Origin of the sequence: Paenibacillus sp. 7516 (assembly GCF_002272715.1) — a bacterium.
Classification (GTDB): Bacteria; Bacillota; Bacilli; order Paenibacillales; family Paenibacillaceae; genus Paenibacillus; species Paenibacillus illinoisensis_A.
In genome coordinates, this window is the sequence record NZ_NPBI01000024.1 from 121,236 (window position 1) to 137,399 (window position 16,164).

Below are 16,164 nucleotides of genomic sequence, written 5' to 3' on the forward strand. Positions count from 1 at the left end.
GTTTTGTGCCTGATATCGTCAATTTTCCAAATGCGAATTGACAGGATCAAGAAATAAGGATACTATGTTTTCATTAGGAAACGTTGTTTCCGATAAAAAACGACTGTATAAAAGGCGGATGAAAAATGAAAAAAATTCAGAATCAGTGGGCACTAATCACTGGAGCTTCCTCGGGTATCGGAGAGGCTTTTGCATTGGAAATGGCATCAAAAGGAAATCATGTCGTACTGGTGGCCAGATCGGAAGCAAAACTGAAGCAGCTGGCAGATCGCATAGAACGATCATATAAAGTTAGAGCAGAGGTCATCGTAGCGGATCTATCTGAAGTGAATGCACCACAGCAGATCTATGATGAATGTAAAAATCGGGGCATACGGGTAGATACCTTAATCAATAATGCAGGCTTTGCAACACATGGATGGTTCGAGCAGGTGGATGGATTGCGCCAGCAGGAAGAGATCATGCTTAATGTACTGGCTGTAACCAACATGACCCATCTATTCCTGCCGGCGATGCTGCAAACGCGCAATGGAACGGTGATCAATGTCTCTTCCACGGCAGCCTTCCAGCCTGATCCGTATATGGCTGTATACGGGGCAACCAAATCATTCGTTCTTTCCTTCACAGAGGCATTATACGAAGAGAATAGACAGCGGGGAGTTCGCTTTTTGGCCATATGTCCCGGTGCGACAGAGACGTCTTTCTTTGATGTCGTGAACGCCGAAGAGGCCTCTGTTGGAAAACGGGATACGCCTGAGCATGTGGTAGAAGTAGCGATGAAGGCATTGGAATCGGGTAAGCCCTATGCTGTACCAGGAGCCTCGAATTACTGGACGGCTCAATTGTCCCGGGTTTTACCACGCAAACAGATCCTGCGAGTGGTTGGAGGAATGTTGACTCCGCGTCCTCAGAGTGGCAAAGCACAAAGGGCACGGGCCTGAATCTATAGGAAAAAACGTTGACAGCAAAGATCCTTGCTGTCAACGTTTATGTACTAACAATTTTAATAATGCCATATAGAAAGCTGGCTCCTGCTGCACCGAGTGCAAATAGCCGAACTTTAAGTCCCAATCCGTCAAAGCTGAATACTTTCGGTAGCAGCCAGAATAAGCTGATGGTTGTCCAGAGCGCGTACAAGATTCCTGCAGTTAGCAGTTGTCTCCCCGAGATTTCCCTGATCGCGGAACCCAGCATGCCAGGAAAGGTTGCATCACCAATCATTTTCAGATTCCAGTAAGAGAGAAGAAAATAAACAAGCGCAACGCCCATCGTCCCCACGATCATTAGTGTATCCTTGCTTAGCAGTAAACTGCTAAGGGTCCGTGACCTGTTTTTCATTTCCCCGAAACCGACCAGGAAAAAAACGAATCCTAATACCAGTCCTACACCGGCTCCTGCCGTGCACAGCGTATGCAGAACGATACCGAGGATGCCGATTCCCCATAACATGTCATCACCTTCTTCAACAGCCTTACGAACTTCCATCCGCAGAATATACCATGCTGTCCATTCTACGCCTGATTTTATGGCTCATCAATGAAGTGCCTACCCCTGTTATCTGATTCCCGCTTTTGATCAACGTATAGTGAATGACTTCGCCGCTTCAGAAATGGAAGGCCAGATCAATCTGATTATGCAGTTCATTGAGCCTATTCCGGCTGTAGAATCATTTGATTCGTTTCATAAGAAGGTGCAAATGTAGTCAGGAATTCTTTGTAAGGAGTCCAGTTCTGCGGAGCAGTGAACAGGCGTTATGCATTATATCAAAAGGAGTATCAGGATGAGCCATGTATTTTTTAACCAGATGCCTATTCGTTATCCGATTCATACTTTTCCCGGTGCTGCTTCTTCATTTCAATATAATCCGGGTCAGTCTTCGCAATCTCCCACTGCGCCTTGAAGATAGCTGCGGCTTCCGCTTTTACCTTATCATTCTGATAGGGGAGAATCGAGCCGTCCTCTTTGGAATATTTGCGTCCACCTTTATGGTTCGTATATCGCCGGGCCCGTGTATATCCCATCTGCAGAAACTTGCGCGCCATATCCATGCCAACGAAATCATTCTTTTTCTTATATTCCAAAAACAGCTCGTAGATCTTCTCCGATGATTCGGTCGCGATCTCGGGTGTCTTAAAGCGCCAATAGGGCAGAATCTCGCTCTTGTAGGGTTCCACCATCAGCACGCCCTGCTCTCCTCGCCCGACGGTATATAGCTCTGGATGTTTGCGCAGATCGAGCTCTTCGTAATTCAGGCTGTAATCGAATTTTTTCATCGGTGTGGTCCCTCCTTGAGATACCATGTATGGTATTGCCATGCTTGAACATGGGATTTTGTAATCGTAATATAACTTCTACCTCTTTTTACCCCGATTCTTTTGGAACATGCACGGTTAATGGGGAACAAGAGAAGTAAAACCATAGGAGGGATCATGATATGGGAATGTCCGGTAGGTATCTTGTGGTGACCGACGAGTTGCTTGAATCAATCAAGTCAGGCGAGATCAGTGTGCATGATTGTTCCGTCGATCTGGATATTGATAAAACGTGGCAGATGCTTCAGTTCACCTTAACCGGGAACTTGGCGGACGGAGAGGCGCCTCTCGGATATGTGGTGCCGATGTCAGGGGAACAATATTTGGGGAATTATTCGGACATGGATCTGTTTCTGCTCTCGAACGAACAGGTGCTGGAAGCCTATATGGCTCTAGAGCAGCTGGACCCCGATGAACTGAAGGCACGTTTTGACCTGGACCAAATGATTACGGAAGGCGTCTATCCGGTCATGGAAGGCTGGGATGCAGATGAGACGTTCACGGAGATTGTTCAGACAATGAATGATGTTCAGGCTCTATATCAGGCAGCAGCAGCCGCCGGGAATGGAATTGTCTTTTATATTTTCTGAAACGGTTCATAAAGACGACGCTCCTTTATGTTTAAGCTGCTTCGGTTCGGGTTATTGATAAAAATAAGGCGATTGCCTTGCCTTGATGATTATCACGAAAAATCCGGTAGAAGAGAGGGATTGCGATATGACACAGGACCAGAATGAAGAGAACAAAGCCATTCAAGACGACGAGCCGGATCAATTTGAGACCCCTGTAACGACAGAGGACAATGAACCGACTGAAGAAGTTACCGAGGAAACCAAAGAGTAATGTACGAGGTCGTTTAAAATAAATTTTTATCCAAAGGTCGGACACATTTCCGGCCTTTTTTTACGTTTCACTGGTTTACAACATTTACCTGGTGGCCTCATAATAGGAATGAACCACATTTTTCCTAAGGAGGAGATCGTATCAAAAATCGAAGGTTAGCCAAGTGGATCGCCGTACCACTCGTTTTGATGATGGTGGCGCTTACGGGATGTCAGGCTGTTGGTGGGGTGGATGTTAGTAAGGCCATGGCCAACAGTACAAACGTAAAATCCGGTGAATCGAGACAATCCATGCACATTAACATAGAGCCGGCTAAAGAATTCGTTACCGAGAAAGACAATGAGATGATTGATCTTATTAATTCCGTATCCCTGGACATTGAAAATGCCAAAGTGAAGGATGCCCAAACGGCATCGATCCAAGGCTCTGTAAGTTACCAAGGAACCAAACTGCCTTTCCACCTTTCCATGGACGAAACCCAAATGGTGATCGACCTGGACGGTGCGCAGAAGCCGCTGTACATGTCACTTGAGGCTCTGGAAGGCGCGCAAACACTTCCGATGATGGATACCGAGGCTCTGGAAAAGCAGATCGAGGAGCTCTCTCCCAAATTGCTTTCCTTTGTCCTGAAGCATCTGTCCAATCCGAAAAATATCTCCGTTACGCCTGTACAGGAATCGGTTAACGGTGAGTCCCTCAGCCTCTCCAAGCTTCACATGGAGATCACTGGAGAAGAGATTCTTGCCATGGTTAAACCGTTCCTGACAAGTGTTGCCCAGGATGAGCAAGGACTCAAGGATCTGATCGGAGATCTATATGAAGTGTTCTATCCACTGCTGACAGCAATCAACCAGGTGGAAGAAGTGGACACAGGAGCCTTGACCTCCTTAATGCCAGAATCCAGAGAGGCAGCTGTTGCAGCCATGTACCCGATGATCAAGGCAGGGCTCGACGAGCTTCTGGTCAACTATGATCAAGGGCTGAACGAATTGTTGAATGAAATGCCCGAACTGAAGACGGTATTTGGCACAGATACCACGTTTAAGCTCGATTTCTATCTCGACAGTGCACTGAACATCCGCAAGCAAAATGCTGAGTTGAAAGTGGCACTGCCTGCCTCCGAGGATCTGCCTTTGCAATCCGTGACGCTATACGCAGACAGCGAACAGTGGAATATCGGTGGGGCGGTAACCGTGGATGCGGTTGATACAACAGGTGGCGTAATCAATCTGATGAAGGAAGACATCACTCCGGGTCAGATGCTGCGCAACTTCGATTCCAAATCCGTCGTGTATCAGCTGCTGAAAGACGAAGCCGGCATCACTCGGAAGAGCATTATGCTGTATCCAGAAGATGAGATCTATGGTGCCATTACGGTGAAAAATACAACATTCGTTCCTCTGCGTTACCTGTCCGAGGAATTGGATGCTGAGGTGAAATGGACCAAGGGATCGGATACCATCGTTGTTATTGACGACATTACAGGCAATGAGATTGTCCTGACTGTGGGTTCCAAGAACGCAACGGTTGCAGGCAAGGAAGTAACCATGGTTGAATCCGCCTATGTGGGCAAAAACGGTAAGACTTACGTTCCACTGCGCTTCATGGCAGAGTCTCTTGGAGCAACCGTGGATAAGGAAAAAGAAACCGGCTGGATCTTTATCGATCGGCCATAAGTTATAACATCTGTACGACATTTTCGGGTGAAGCGCCGATTATCAATGGTGCCGTTATCCCGATCGATGGTGCGCAGCCAGCCAAATATTAAGTGTAATCTCCGTCATGAGAAAGCGCCTGTCCCAGCAAGTTGTTGGGGACAGGCGCTTTTATTCGTATGATGTGAATATTAGGCAGGCTGAAGAGCCTGCGGCTTTTTGCTGAATCCAGTACTCCCAGCGGTAAAGCCCATCTGCCGATAGAACTCATGAGCTGCTTCACGGTCGGGACGGTTACCGCTGTTTAAGGAGAGCGAGTCTATGCCTTGGCTGGCGGCCCATTGCTCTGCTGCCAGAATCAGCTGACGGCCTATCCCGGTGCCTCTGAACTGGTCATGCACGATGAGGGCCAGGATGCGGCAGTGCTGACCGTTTTTCTCATACAGGTAAGAGGTCTGCATGCCAATCAATCCGATCACACGTCCACGGACCTCGGCGACGAGCGTATTAAAATTTGCATCAGCCGTAATATGGGCATAACGCTCCTGCATTTCAGCATACGTTGTGGGATAGCCCAGTTGGTCCATGAGAATGACCATATCCTGCAGATCTTCCGTTGAACTGGTGCGTATTGTCACATCCTGGCTCATGATAGCTGTGCCTCCTTATTTCGTTCCTTCAGTGAGAGTTCAATGATGGTATCCAGCAGCTCCGTAAAGGAAATGCCTGCAGCGGCTGCACTTTTGGGCAGCAGACTGTTACGGGTAAGACCTGGAAGCGTGTTGACTTCAAGCACATAAGGCATGCCATCACGAATGATCATATCCACGCGGGCATAGACGCTGCATTTCAGCACACGGTAACAGGCAAGTGCGGCATCTTCCACGCGCTGATGGATGTCGGCAGGGAGCTGAATCACCTGTTCTTCGGCACCGCCGTCATTATATTTGGAACTATAGTCGAAGAACTCGGCACTTGAACGAATGGAGATGATCGGGAGCATCCTGCCATCTACAATGGCACAGGTAATTTCATCTCCTGCGATATATTGTTCAATCATCACCGTGTCATCCCATACGAGTGCAGCTTCAACCGCAGCTTGAAGAGATGAAGGCTCTTGAACAACCTGGGTGCCAATGCTGGAGCCGCCTGAGTTGGGCTTCACAACGACCGGATACGTCAACTGCTGCACCGCCGTAGATGACAGTTCTTCCAGATGGTTCACCTGCACCCACGCTCCAGTAGGTATGCCCGCATGGTGCATGAGCTGTTTGGACATATCCTTATCCATACATACGCTGCTGGACAAGACGCCGCAACCGGTGTATGGAATGCCAAGCGACTCCAGGGTCCCTTGAACTGTACCGTCTTCGCCGTATTTGCCATGCAGCGCGAGTAAGGCTACATCAATACCCGCCGACTTGTCGATCAGATCCCGTTTGCTGCTTAGCTCAATGGGAATGACCTCATATTTATCTCTGTCCAGATGGGCAATCATCTCCTGTCCGGTGAGCAGGGAAATATCCCGCTCGGAAGATGTACCGCCCATAATCACGCCAACCTTCATGTGTAATCCTCCCATGTTGTTATTCAGCTGCTTCAGCTCATCTGTGCCGCGGTCTCACCAATGATACGGATACCTTTGCGAATATTCTCATCGCTGACTCTGGAGAAGCCCAGACGCATCGTATTTAACCCCTGACCTGGTTCCAGATAAAAGGTATCGCCAGGCGTGAAGGTCACACCCTTCACCTTGCAGGCAGCCAGCAATTCCCGTGTGCGGTATCCCGGGGGAAATTGTACAAATAAATGCAAACCGCCCTCGCCGGAGATCTGGCACATGGGCAGATGCTTGCGCAAGCAGCGCACGACCAGTTCGTATTTCCGCTTATATTCAGTGCGGGCCCGCTTCAGATATTTCTCAAAATTGCCGTTGCTCAAGTATTGATAGAGCAGGGATTGGTCCAGTGTTGAGGTGTGAATGCTGCGGGCCCGTTTCATGCTTTCCAAATAATCAATCAGTGCTGCATCTGCAATGACCCAGCCTACCCGCAGCCCGGGGAAGAGTACTTTGGAGAAGCTGCCCAGATAGATCAGTCCATTACCCTTGCCCGCACTAGCGATGAGAGGGGAGACGTGGGAACCGGAATAACGCAGTTCCTCATTGAACCCGTCCTCGATAATGGGCACTTCGTATTGATTCATTAACCGGATAATCTCTGCCCGTTTGGCAGGAGAAGTCACCGTTCCGGTTGGATTGTGATAAGAAGGTACCAAATAGGCCAGATCATACGAACTTGTGACGAGTTCATGCTCCAACTGCTGCAGGTTCAATCCATCTGGCTCCATGTCCACGCCGGTGAGGCTGAACTCATGAAGCTTCAGATTTTTGATGGCCGTATGATGTGTAGGGTTCTCGCATAGAGCTCTGCCGCTTTGTCTGCGCAGTGCACCAAGCACCAGATCGAAGCCTTCCGTGAATCCGTTGGTAATAAGAATATCCTTGCCGCTCAGGTCAACGCCCTTGTTCTCCATGTACCGGAGCAGATAGTTCATCAAAGGACGGTAGCCTTGTGCATATCCGTAGTTCAGCAGCACTTCGCCTTCGAGAGACATGCGATCAAGGAAGGCCCGTTTCACATTATGCAGATCAAACAGCTTTTCATCCGGGGCAATACTGGTAAACGAGATCTCGCCACGTTCTGCACCGGAACCATGTTTCATCAGATCATATTGTTCCGCCTGAATCGCATAGTCGCTTACCCGGCTCTTCCAATCCAGCTGCCAGCCGGTGGTCGGCTCAGGCGCTTCAATCATGGGGCTGACGTAGTTCCCTTTGCCTTTCACCGCATAGATCAGACCTTCTTCTTCAAGCTCGGCATAAGCGAGCAGGACGGTGCTGCGGCTAACCTTCATCAGTGTACTGAGTTCACGGGTGGAGGGCAGCTTTTGCTTCGCTTGCAGTCCGCCTTTGAGCATCAATCGCTTCATATAATCTTTGACTTGTATATATACAGGGCGGTCCTCCGTCAGTTGCAGATCGGAATACATCCCATCACTCCCTCTGTTTGCTATCTTGCCATATTATAAACCCCACCGAAAGAACCACAATACCTCTGTTTCCATTACTAGGTGGTTGGAACCCGGAACCGATAGCTGTCGATCCGTCCAGTCGCCTTTAGTCACGGTAATTTATTTCCAATGCCTCTATTTTTCATGGCTTTTCTATAGTAACCTAGATCTTAACATGACCCAAAATGCTTTAATTCCAATATGACGACACCGGAGGAAATCCCGCATGGCAAGAACGCTTTTCCCGAGACTTCGCGGCAACAGCCGGGGCTGCCTCGCTTTCGAACCGTTTTTCTTGATTCCGTACAGCATGATGGCAACGTACGCTACGCTGTACATGTATGAGCTGGGCGTTACCGAGACCAATATTGGCTGGATTACGACGCTCGGGCTGATCGTGCAAGTGCTGTCATCATTCATGAGCGGGTATCTGACCGACCGCATGGGACGTAAACGCGCCATCCTCACCTTCGACGTGCTCAGTTGGAGCGTGGCGATGCTGATCTTTGCCTTTTCCCAAAACGTCTGGTTTTTCGTTATCGCGACATTCATCAACGGGCTTCAGCGTGTTCCGCATATCGCCTTTTACTGTCTGATCGTCGAGGATACGCCAAAAAAGGACCGGACTTACGTTTTCACGCTGCTTCAGATCATCGGCGTAGTCGGTGGTTTGTTCGCTCCGCTTGGCGGTCTGTTGGTCGATTATTACGGACTGGTGGACGGCACTCGGATCATGTATGTGCTGTGTTCGGTGCTGATGACCTTCCAATTCATTGGGCGGCACCTGACCACGAAGGAAACAGAGATGGGCTATCGGAAAATGAAAGAGACGAAGGAACTCGGGCTCAAAAAGAGTTTGATCGACTACAGCGGCGCGATCCGAGACCTGTTTGCCAGCCGCAGCCTGATGCTGATCTTCGTCGTTTATATCCTGTTCAACTTTCAAATGACGCTAAAAACGACCTATCTTTCGCTGTATCTGGCCGACTATCTGAAAGTGGACAGCGGACTAATCTCGCTCGTTCCTGCCGTTTCCTCTATCATTATGCTGCTCGCGCTGTGGTTCATCATGCCTAAGATTCCAGCCGAAGGAGAAACGCGCTCGATGATGGCTGGCTTCGTGCTGTCGTTGCTTTCGAACGTGATGCTGGTGCTGTGGCCGACGTCGAATCTGGTCTGGATTGGTTTGAGTACCGTGCTTGCCGCCGTCGGATTGATGATCAGCTCGCCGTACCTCGAAGCGGCCGTCCAGAACGCGATCGACGACGAAAAAAGAGCAAAGGTATTCTCGATGCTTTCCGTCGTGATTCTGCTGCTTACTTCCCCGGCTGGTATCGTGGGAGGCTGGGCGTACGCGCTCGATCCGCGGATTCCGATCTGGATCATTACGGCTTCTTTTGCTGCCGCCTTTGTGTTTTTAATGATTTATTTGAATCGGGGGAGAGAAAAAGCCCATTTGTAAGGGAATCGGGGGCTTTCCGCTATCGTCTCGTATTTATGAATTTATCTGGGAACGTTTAAGAGGTGCCGCTTGGTCGGCGTCTCTTTTTTCTTTTATATATACTGCGAACTCAAGATTCAATGAGGTTTGGCTTGAGTATACGGAGGTTGTTATAGATGGTTTAAGGAGGACAACGTAAAAAAGCCCTGGCTTCGTGCCGGGCTGTGGGTGTAGCTTGATCCAATTCTATATAGATCTGCTGTTATGAAGTTATGACTTACTAAGATTGCATGGCATGACCATTCTTCTCTTTTCTAGGATCGATAGCTATCGGTTCTTCTACGTGGATCTAGTTGTTCCTTGCTGACTGGAATTGCAGGCTTTCTAATTCAAATCCACTTCTTACTGCTACATCTACTTCTTTTTCTAAGTTACAATCTACAATTAATCTCTTTCTACATTGCTTGCTGCAAGGGTCGTATTGATGATGAATCCTAAAAGCTACAGACTTGCAATACGTGCTAACTGTCCTCTTGTTGTGGTGCGCACATTACAGAATTCAGTATGAAAAAGATCATGATTCATAGGGTACAATAGACTGAAGTAGATATAAAGACATATGTCTTAGTGCCCAATTTCTTCCTCATACCCCTATAGTACCACTTTGAATCAGGGAAGTTAACCTTTTTTTTGAAATTATTGTCGTAATAGTTGAAAAAAGCGTGAATTGTGCATCTTATAGGATGAAATGGTTTCCTGTAATAATGTATGATAGGATGTAAGCCTATAGATAATGAGGAAGTGAGCCCAATGATTCAGATTACCGTACCAACACCGGATGTAACCATCACAAAACAGGCTAACCCGCAGCTTAGCCACATCTATGGTTTCACCGATTTTCACCTGATTACGCGTGAAAAGGGTGGAATCTTCATGTTTTACAATGCCGATGGAGAGCTGTTATTTGTCGGGAAAGCAAGAAAATTGAGACCGCGGATCAAGAAGCATTTTGAGGATACCGTTTCTCCAATGAAGAACCACCGGGAAGAAGTAGCGACCATTGAAGTTTGTCTGGTGGAAGATGCCGTAGACCGTGAAATTTATGAGACCTATATCATTAATACGATGCGTGCGAAATACAATGTAGACAAAGTGTTCTACAACTAAGTCTTCTGCCTAGAAACTACAGCAACAACTAGCATGTAAATGTCTGTATCAAGCTAAAAAAAGGTTTTACAGCCTGGGACATATGTCCTACAGGGTTGTAACGATGGATAAGGATGTGATCGACCGATTGCATCCAAGTCTGTGCTTGAACATCGAAAGATATGAATAGCAGATCACTGGAAATGTAGTAGAACATGAAGAACGTAAAAATTGGTTTCAAAGATTGACCCAATACATAGAAGAGGTGATTGTTTTGATCGGACGCAGTGGTAACCCCACACTCAAGGACAGTACATTTAAAAATACCGGTGGATATGGAGATGACCGGTACCAGCGTTACATGACGATTAACGGCACAGTGAACAAAGCATTCATTACGCTGGTCATCCTGCTCGGCAGCGCATTTGCGACATGGATGATGTTTTTTAACGGTCAGGAAGTGCTTCCTCTCGCCATCGGAGGTGCCATCGTCGGATTTATTCTGGCACTGATTATCTCGTTCAAACCTGTGGCAGCACCCTATCTGGTTCCCATCTATGCCATCGCGGAAGGCATGTTCCTTGGCGCACTCTCCGCAACCTACGAGTCATTGTACAATGGAATCACTTTGCAGGCTGCTTTGCTGACTATGGCAGTGTTCATCGCCCTGCTAGTCGCTTACAAATCGAGACTGATCAAAGCTACGGAGAACTTCAAGCTGGGAGTGGTAGCGGCAACCGGCGGCATTATGATCATGTATCTGCTCAGTTTCGTGCTGGGATTGTTCGGTATTACCGTTCCCTATCTGCATGACAATAGTCTGATCGGAATTGGGATTTCTGTCGTGATCGTGATCGTGGCGGCGCTGAATCTGGTGCTTGATTTTGACTTTATTGAGAACGGCGCAGAACAAGGTGCCCCAAAATATATGGAGTGGTACGGCGCATTTGGGCTTATGGTTACCCTGGTATGGCTGTATATCGAGATTTTACGTCTGCTCAGCAAGCTGCGGAGCCGGGACTAGAAACGAATAAATATTAAGATAACGAATTAAATCGAAGAGCTAACGCGTGCATCGTCACGTCGTTGGCTTTTTTTGTTCATATGGAAGCTGATGATCATTTGAACGGAAACGGGTGCACATATTTCCATATATGGATTGACTGAGAGGAAAAGAATATGATACTTTAATTGATAATGATTATCATTGTCGATAAATGATGAATCAGTCAAACTGACCTCAACGTACGCTGTACGCTTTATATTAAAATGATCAAACAGATCGAGAGGAGTGGCCTCATGTTACTGGAGAATGAATTGCACCGTGCTGTGCGAGCCCCCGTTATGAGTCGCAGCCCCAAGACGGACCTTGCTGAAGTAAAAACCTATATGGACGAGCATTACAATGAAGCATTGTCTATTGCCGATCTTGCTCAGAGAGCAAATATCAGTCCAAAGTATTTTGTTGATCTATTCAAAAAAACCTACGGTCTCAGCGCAATGGAGTATCTGACAGATCTCCGCATTAACCGGGCCAAGCGTTATCTGAAGGAATCCGGATATAAACTGCGTGATATTGCGCTCAGAGTCGGATACAGCGATGAATATTATTTCAGCCGCAAATTCAAAAAGGAAGTCGGCGTGTCTCCTTCCGATTATGCCAAGAACGCCAGAAAACGCATTGCCACCTGCTCCTCCAGCGTCATCGGACAGCTGCTGGCCCTCAATGTGATGCCCATTGCTGCGCCCATCGATCCGAAATGGACAGCGTATTATTATAACGCGCACCGCACGGATATCCAATCCCATCTTAAACTAACAGATCCTTATACCAGCTGGAGATTCGAAGCGAACGTGGAGAGGCTTGTGCACATACGGCCGGACGCCATCATTGGTACCGATCAACTCAGTGAAGAGGACCAAGCTGGGCTTGCAGATATTGCGCCTTGCTGTTTCGTCCCCAAGCATCAGACCGATTGGCGTACACAGCTGCGCATGATTGCTGCGTTCCTGGAACGGGAGGAACAGGCAGAACAGTGGATTGGACTATATAACAAGCGGGTAGAGAAAGCGCGGGAATCGATGCAGAAGGAAGTGGGATGCGAGAAGGTGGCTGTGATCCGGGTATATGGTCAGCGCCTCTATCTCTATTGTAATCCGGGGATCGAGGAGGTGCTCTATGGCGCATTGCAGCTGGAGACCTTTCCCGATGCCAGTACCAATACACCGCTGACGCTGGAACAATTAAATGCAATGAATCCGGACCGGATCCTGGTCATGGTATGTCCCGAGGCCGTATCGCGGGCATACTGGCTCAGTCTGCAGCACTCGCCAGTATGGAGGCAGCTGAACGCTGTGCGTCAGTATCAGACGCATTTAATCACCGGCGATCCCTGGTTTGATTACTCTGCAGTAGGCGTTATGCGCATGCTGGATGAGGCATTGCTCATTTTCACGGGATATTGTCCAAATATATATCTGGATAACGTCCATGGTGATTCACGAGCGACATGACATATAATCCATCTATCTAAATGAGAATGTTTATCAAGGGGGATATATCATGCATCAGCAGGAAAAAGAGAACGGGCAGCGTTTCGCTCCAAGTAGGTGGATTAATCATCGGCTGTCAGCTTTGATTGTGCTCGTATTCATGGTGGGATTACTGGCGGCCTGCGGCTCCACATCAGAACATGAAGGAGCAGCGCAGCAGGAGCAGAAGACAACCGAAGCCTCCACAACGGCCTCATCAGAAACGGCCGTACAAGAAGAAGAGGCAGCAGAAACTACATCTGGCGAACGGACTGTAAAAGACGAAATGGGACATGATGTGGTCGTTCCTGCCAAAGTGGAGCGTGTATTTGCACCTTATCTCGAGGATTCCCTGCTTACACTTGGCGTCAAGCCCGTTGCTCAATGGGCCAGCGGCACCCAAGGCCATGTTTACTTGCAGGATCAGCTAAGTGGCGTACCTACACTCGATTTCTCGAGTGGGCTGCCTTCGCCTGAAGCATTGATGGCTTACAACCCTGATTTTATTATCCTGCACACGGCGAATTATGCCGAGAACGGTGTATATGAGAGTTACTCCAAGATTGCACCAACCTATGTATTTAACAATGCATCCGGGGATGTAGAGAAGTCACTGGAGGTCATTGGCGATCTGCTTGGAAAAACGGTTGAGGCTGAGCAGGCAATCGAGACATATCACGCCAAGGTAGACGCGGCAAAGGCGGAGATTGCCAAGGTAGCGGACGGCAAGAAAGCGGCGATTATCCGCTTCGCTCCCCGCGGAATCAGCATGATGGGCGGCAACTATTTCAGCGGCTATGTCGTATACGAACAGTTGGGACTCGGCAAGCCTGCGCTCGTCGAGACGGAGAACAGTGCCATTGTCTCCTCCGAAGTGCTGCCCGAGATTGACGCAGATTATATTTTCACCGTGGAACAAGGACCAGGAAGCATGAAAGAGATGACGGATACCAAAGTATGGCAGAGCATGCCTGCCGTTAAAGCAGGAAATGTTTATGCAGTCGAGCCAGCACCATGGCTGGGCGGAGGATTGATTGCCTATGGTCATGTCATTGACGATACATTGAAGGCATTGACCCAATAATAGCGATGAATCAGCTCCTTCTCGGAGTGCCCCGAACCGGATATTATTTCTGTGTTCGAGGTGTCACGGGGAGGGGCTGTTGTTTTTTGCCAAGGTAAAAATGATCAAGAAAAATATGTAAATATGGAGATAATCAAAATGAATTCTGGATATCGTCCATGGGACAGCCGAAATCACTCTTTTATAATTGGTAATGAGAATCAATCTCATATAAATCGATACAATCTAATTACACATAGCAATATAAGTTGAACAACGAGGAGGATCCATCCGTAATGACGTTTCAGCCTAATCAATCAGCCTCAGGTACCCTTGAGCAGATGGCACGCAGTGCTGTTCCCATTCCCCGTTCAGAACAGTGGACGATGAAATCGAGAGCGGGCAATCATGCCTATCAGATCATGGTATATCAGCCTGCAGAGGCCGCCCCGCCGTCTGGATATCCTGTGATCTACCTGCTCGACGCTAACTCTGTGTTCGGCACGATGGTGGAAGCGGCTCGCATACAGGGACGCAGACCAGAGAAGACCGGGGCACTCCCAGCGATCATCGTTGGAATCGGGTACCCGACTGCAGGGGCGTTCTCGCCTCATCGATATTACGATTTTACTCCGCAGGCTACGACGGAATATACCCACAAGTCGGATGGAACAATTCTGCCTGAGCAGGGGGGAGCTGATGCTTTTCTGCAGTTCATTGAAGAGGAACTGAAGCCGGGCATGGAGCAGCAGTTCAACATAGATCGGAACAGACAGGCCATTTTTGGCCATTCTCTTGGCGGGTTGTTCGTTCTGCACACCCTTTTTACCAAGCCGGACGCTTTCCGTTACTACATTGCTGGAAGCCCTTCGCTTCATTGGAACCAGAAGGTGATGCTGGCCGAGGAACAGACGTTCATCGCAGGTCTGGAGCAGCATCCGGTCAATGTTAAGGTCTGGATTGGCATGGGCGAACAGGAGAAGAACCATCCTGCCCGCAACAATGACAAGGCATCGGGTTTAACGGAACGTCTAACTGCACTGAAACTGCCGGGGCTCGATATCCAATATACCGAGTTCGAGGAAGAGAATCATGTCTCGGTGCTGCCGTTTCTGATCAGTCGTACCATACGTTTGGCCTGCAGTCCCGAAGCGTAGGGACTCGAGGAGTGAGTATTGCTCGAGTCAGGTATGGGATTGGCCGCTTTTGGATTGGCTGAGATGTCATGGATAATCGGATTGATTTCAACAATCATTCAACGTTCAACAGGGCTTTAAGTCAGGGGAGGTACACAGCGTGAGTTATACAGGATTTCATGGAAAAGTGGCTCTGGTTACGGGTGCAGCACAGGGAATCGGCGAAGCGGTTGCCAGAACTCTGGCTGAACAGGGTGCAGTTGTAGCAGCAGTAGACATTCGGGAAGAGCAGCTGGATCAGCTGGTTGTGGATCTAAATCATCAAGGCCATCAGGCGGCTGCTTATCCTGCTGACATTGCGAATCGCCAAACGGTAGACGATACCGTACAGCGAATCGAGGCAACACTTGGACCGATTGGTATTTTGATAAATGCAGCTGGTGTGCTGCATACAGGTACAGTGGCAGCCCTGAGTGACGAGGAATGGACAAGGACATTCGACGTTAATACCCACGGTGTATTTTATATGTCACGTGCGGTTGTACGAAATATGGCGAAGCGCCAATCGGGAACGGTGGTTACTGTCGGCTCGAACGCCTCGGGCGTACCCCGGATGCACATGTCGGCTTATGCAGCCTCCAAGGCGGCGTCCACCATGTTTACCAAATGTCTTGCGCTTGAATATGCGGAGCAGCATATCCGCTGCAATATTGTATCTCCAGGGTCGACGGACACCCCCATGCAGCGCGCGTTGTGGCAGGATGAACAGGGCGCGCAGGCCGTCATTGCAGGATCACAGCAGGCGTACCGTCTCGGCATTCCTCTGAACAGGCTGGCATTGCCTTCCGATATCGCGGATGCCGTACTCTTTTTGGCATCAGATCAGGCGAGACATATTACCATGCATGATTTGTGTGTGGATGGAGGCGCCACGCTCGGCGTCTGAATCAAGATAAGGAGATGA

At 48.6% G+C, this 16,164-nt stretch carries 17 protein-coding genes; 11 read left to right on the forward strand and 6 right to left on the reverse strand.

The genetic code is table 11. From position 1 onward, the window contains the following. The first annotated feature begins 125 nt into the window (after positions 1 to 125). Positions 126 to 941 (forward strand): SDR family NAD(P)-dependent oxidoreductase, encoded by an 816-nt coding sequence (locus CHI14_RS20170; RefSeq protein ID WP_095290702.1) that lies wholly within the window; start codon positions 126 to 128, stop codon positions 939 to 941. Between the two features lie 46 nt (positions 942 to 987). Here the strand turns inward: CHI14_RS20170 and CHI14_RS20175 are convergent, their stop codons facing one another. The 3 genes from CHI14_RS20175 to CHI14_RS20180 form a co-directional block, all read right to left on the reverse strand. Then, a complete protein-coding gene (locus tag CHI14_RS20175) occupies positions 988 to 1,485 on the reverse strand; it encodes a hypothetical protein (RefSeq protein ID WP_141236712.1) in 498 nt (165 codons plus the stop codon). Between the two features lie 164 nt (positions 1,486 to 1,649). After that, positions 1,650 to 1,748 carry a hypothetical protein gene (locus CHI14_RS30855; protein ID WP_170948222.1) on the reverse strand — a complete coding sequence of 33 codons (99 nt, stop codon included), beginning with the start codon at positions 1,746 to 1,748 and terminating at the stop codon, positions 1,650 to 1,652. A gap of 60 nt (positions 1,749 to 1,808) precedes the next feature. Continuing rightward, positions 1,809 to 2,273 (reverse strand): DUF4385 domain-containing protein, encoded by a 465-nt coding sequence (locus CHI14_RS20180; RefSeq protein WP_095290704.1) that lies wholly within the window; start codon positions 2,271 to 2,273, stop codon positions 1,809 to 1,811. A gap of 161 nt (positions 2,274 to 2,434) precedes the next feature. Here CHI14_RS20180 and CHI14_RS20185 point away from each other — a divergent pair, with 161 nt between their 5' ends. The 3 genes from CHI14_RS20185 to CHI14_RS20190 all read left to right on the forward strand — a co-directional run bounded on the left by CHI14_RS20185 (position 2,435) and on the right by CHI14_RS20190 (position 4,831). Continuing rightward, positions 2,435 to 2,902 (forward strand): DUF1877 family protein, encoded by a 468-nt coding sequence (locus tag CHI14_RS20185; RefSeq protein ID WP_095290705.1) that lies wholly within the window; start codon positions 2,435 to 2,437, stop codon positions 2,900 to 2,902. A gap of 127 nt (positions 2,903 to 3,029) precedes the next feature. After that, positions 3,030 to 3,155 (forward strand): hypothetical protein, encoded by a 126-nt coding sequence (locus CHI14_RS30695; protein WP_283163928.1) that lies wholly within the window; start codon positions 3,030 to 3,032, stop codon positions 3,153 to 3,155. Positions 3,156 to 3,343: 188 nt separating this feature from the next. Next, positions 3,344 to 4,831 carry a copper amine oxidase N-terminal domain-containing protein gene (locus CHI14_RS20190; RefSeq protein WP_095290706.1) on the forward strand — a complete coding sequence of 496 codons (1,488 nt, stop codon included), beginning with the start codon at positions 3,344 to 3,346 and terminating at the stop codon, positions 4,829 to 4,831. Between the two features lie 170 nt (positions 4,832 to 5,001). Here CHI14_RS20190 and CHI14_RS20195 read toward each other — a convergent pair whose 3' ends face one another. Genes CHI14_RS20195 through pdxR form a run of 3 tightly spaced genes read right to left on the reverse strand, consistent with a single transcriptional unit; the run spans position 5,002 to position 7,861 of the window. Further along, positions 5,002 to 5,460, reverse strand: coding sequence for a GNAT family N-acetyltransferase (locus tag CHI14_RS20195; RefSeq protein WP_249281180.1), 459 nt, complete (start codon positions 5,458 to 5,460; stop codon positions 5,002 to 5,004). After that, a complete protein-coding gene (locus tag CHI14_RS20200) occupies positions 5,457 to 6,377 on the reverse strand; it encodes a D-alanine--D-alanine ligase (RefSeq protein ID WP_095290707.1) in 921 nt (306 codons plus the stop codon). Before CHI14_RS20200 ends, CHI14_RS20195 begins: the two co-directional genes overlap by 4 nt. 32 nt (positions 6,378 to 6,409) lie before the next feature. Beyond that, positions 6,410 to 7,861, reverse strand: coding sequence for a MocR-like pyridoxine biosynthesis transcription factor PdxR (gene pdxR / locus CHI14_RS20205; protein WP_095290708.1), 1,452 nt, complete (start codon positions 7,859 to 7,861; stop codon positions 6,410 to 6,412). A gap of 247 nt (positions 7,862 to 8,108) precedes the next feature. Here pdxR and CHI14_RS20210 point away from each other — a divergent pair, with 247 nt between their 5' ends. The 7 genes from CHI14_RS20210 (at position 8,109) to CHI14_RS20240 (ending at position 16,146) form a co-directional block, all read left to right on the forward strand. Then, positions 8,109 to 9,344 (forward strand): MFS transporter, encoded by a 1,236-nt coding sequence (locus tag CHI14_RS20210; protein ID WP_095290709.1) that lies wholly within the window; start codon positions 8,109 to 8,111, stop codon positions 9,342 to 9,344. A 789-nt stretch (positions 9,345 to 10,133) separates the two neighbouring features. Beyond that, positions 10,134 to 10,490 (forward strand): nucleotide excision repair endonuclease, encoded by a 357-nt coding sequence (locus CHI14_RS20215; protein WP_095290710.1) that lies wholly within the window; start codon positions 10,134 to 10,136, stop codon positions 10,488 to 10,490. Positions 10,491 to 10,743: 253 nt separating this feature from the next. Continuing rightward, a complete protein-coding gene (locus tag CHI14_RS20220) occupies positions 10,744 to 11,493 on the forward strand; it encodes a Bax inhibitor-1/YccA family protein (RefSeq protein ID WP_095290711.1) in 750 nt (249 codons plus the stop codon). A 275-nt stretch (positions 11,494 to 11,768) separates the two neighbouring features. Beyond that, positions 11,769 to 12,983, forward strand: coding sequence for an AraC family transcriptional regulator (locus CHI14_RS20225; protein WP_095290712.1), 1,215 nt, complete (start codon positions 11,769 to 11,771; stop codon positions 12,981 to 12,983). Positions 12,984 to 13,032: 49 nt separating this feature from the next. Beyond that, complete coding sequence (locus CHI14_RS20230; RefSeq protein ID WP_349290388.1) at positions 13,033 to 14,085, forward strand: ABC transporter substrate-binding protein; 1,053 nt, start codon at positions 13,033 to 13,035, stop codon at positions 14,083 to 14,085. A 275-nt stretch (positions 14,086 to 14,360) separates the two neighbouring features. Then, positions 14,361 to 15,221, forward strand: coding sequence for an alpha/beta hydrolase (locus CHI14_RS20235; RefSeq protein ID WP_095290713.1), 861 nt, complete (start codon positions 14,361 to 14,363; stop codon positions 15,219 to 15,221). Positions 15,222 to 15,360: 139 nt separating this feature from the next. Then, positions 15,361 to 16,146 (forward strand): 2,3-dihydro-2,3-dihydroxybenzoate dehydrogenase, encoded by a 786-nt coding sequence (locus CHI14_RS20240; RefSeq protein WP_095290714.1) that lies wholly within the window; start codon positions 15,361 to 15,363, stop codon positions 16,144 to 16,146. Positions 16,147 to 16,164: the final 18 nt, after the last annotated feature.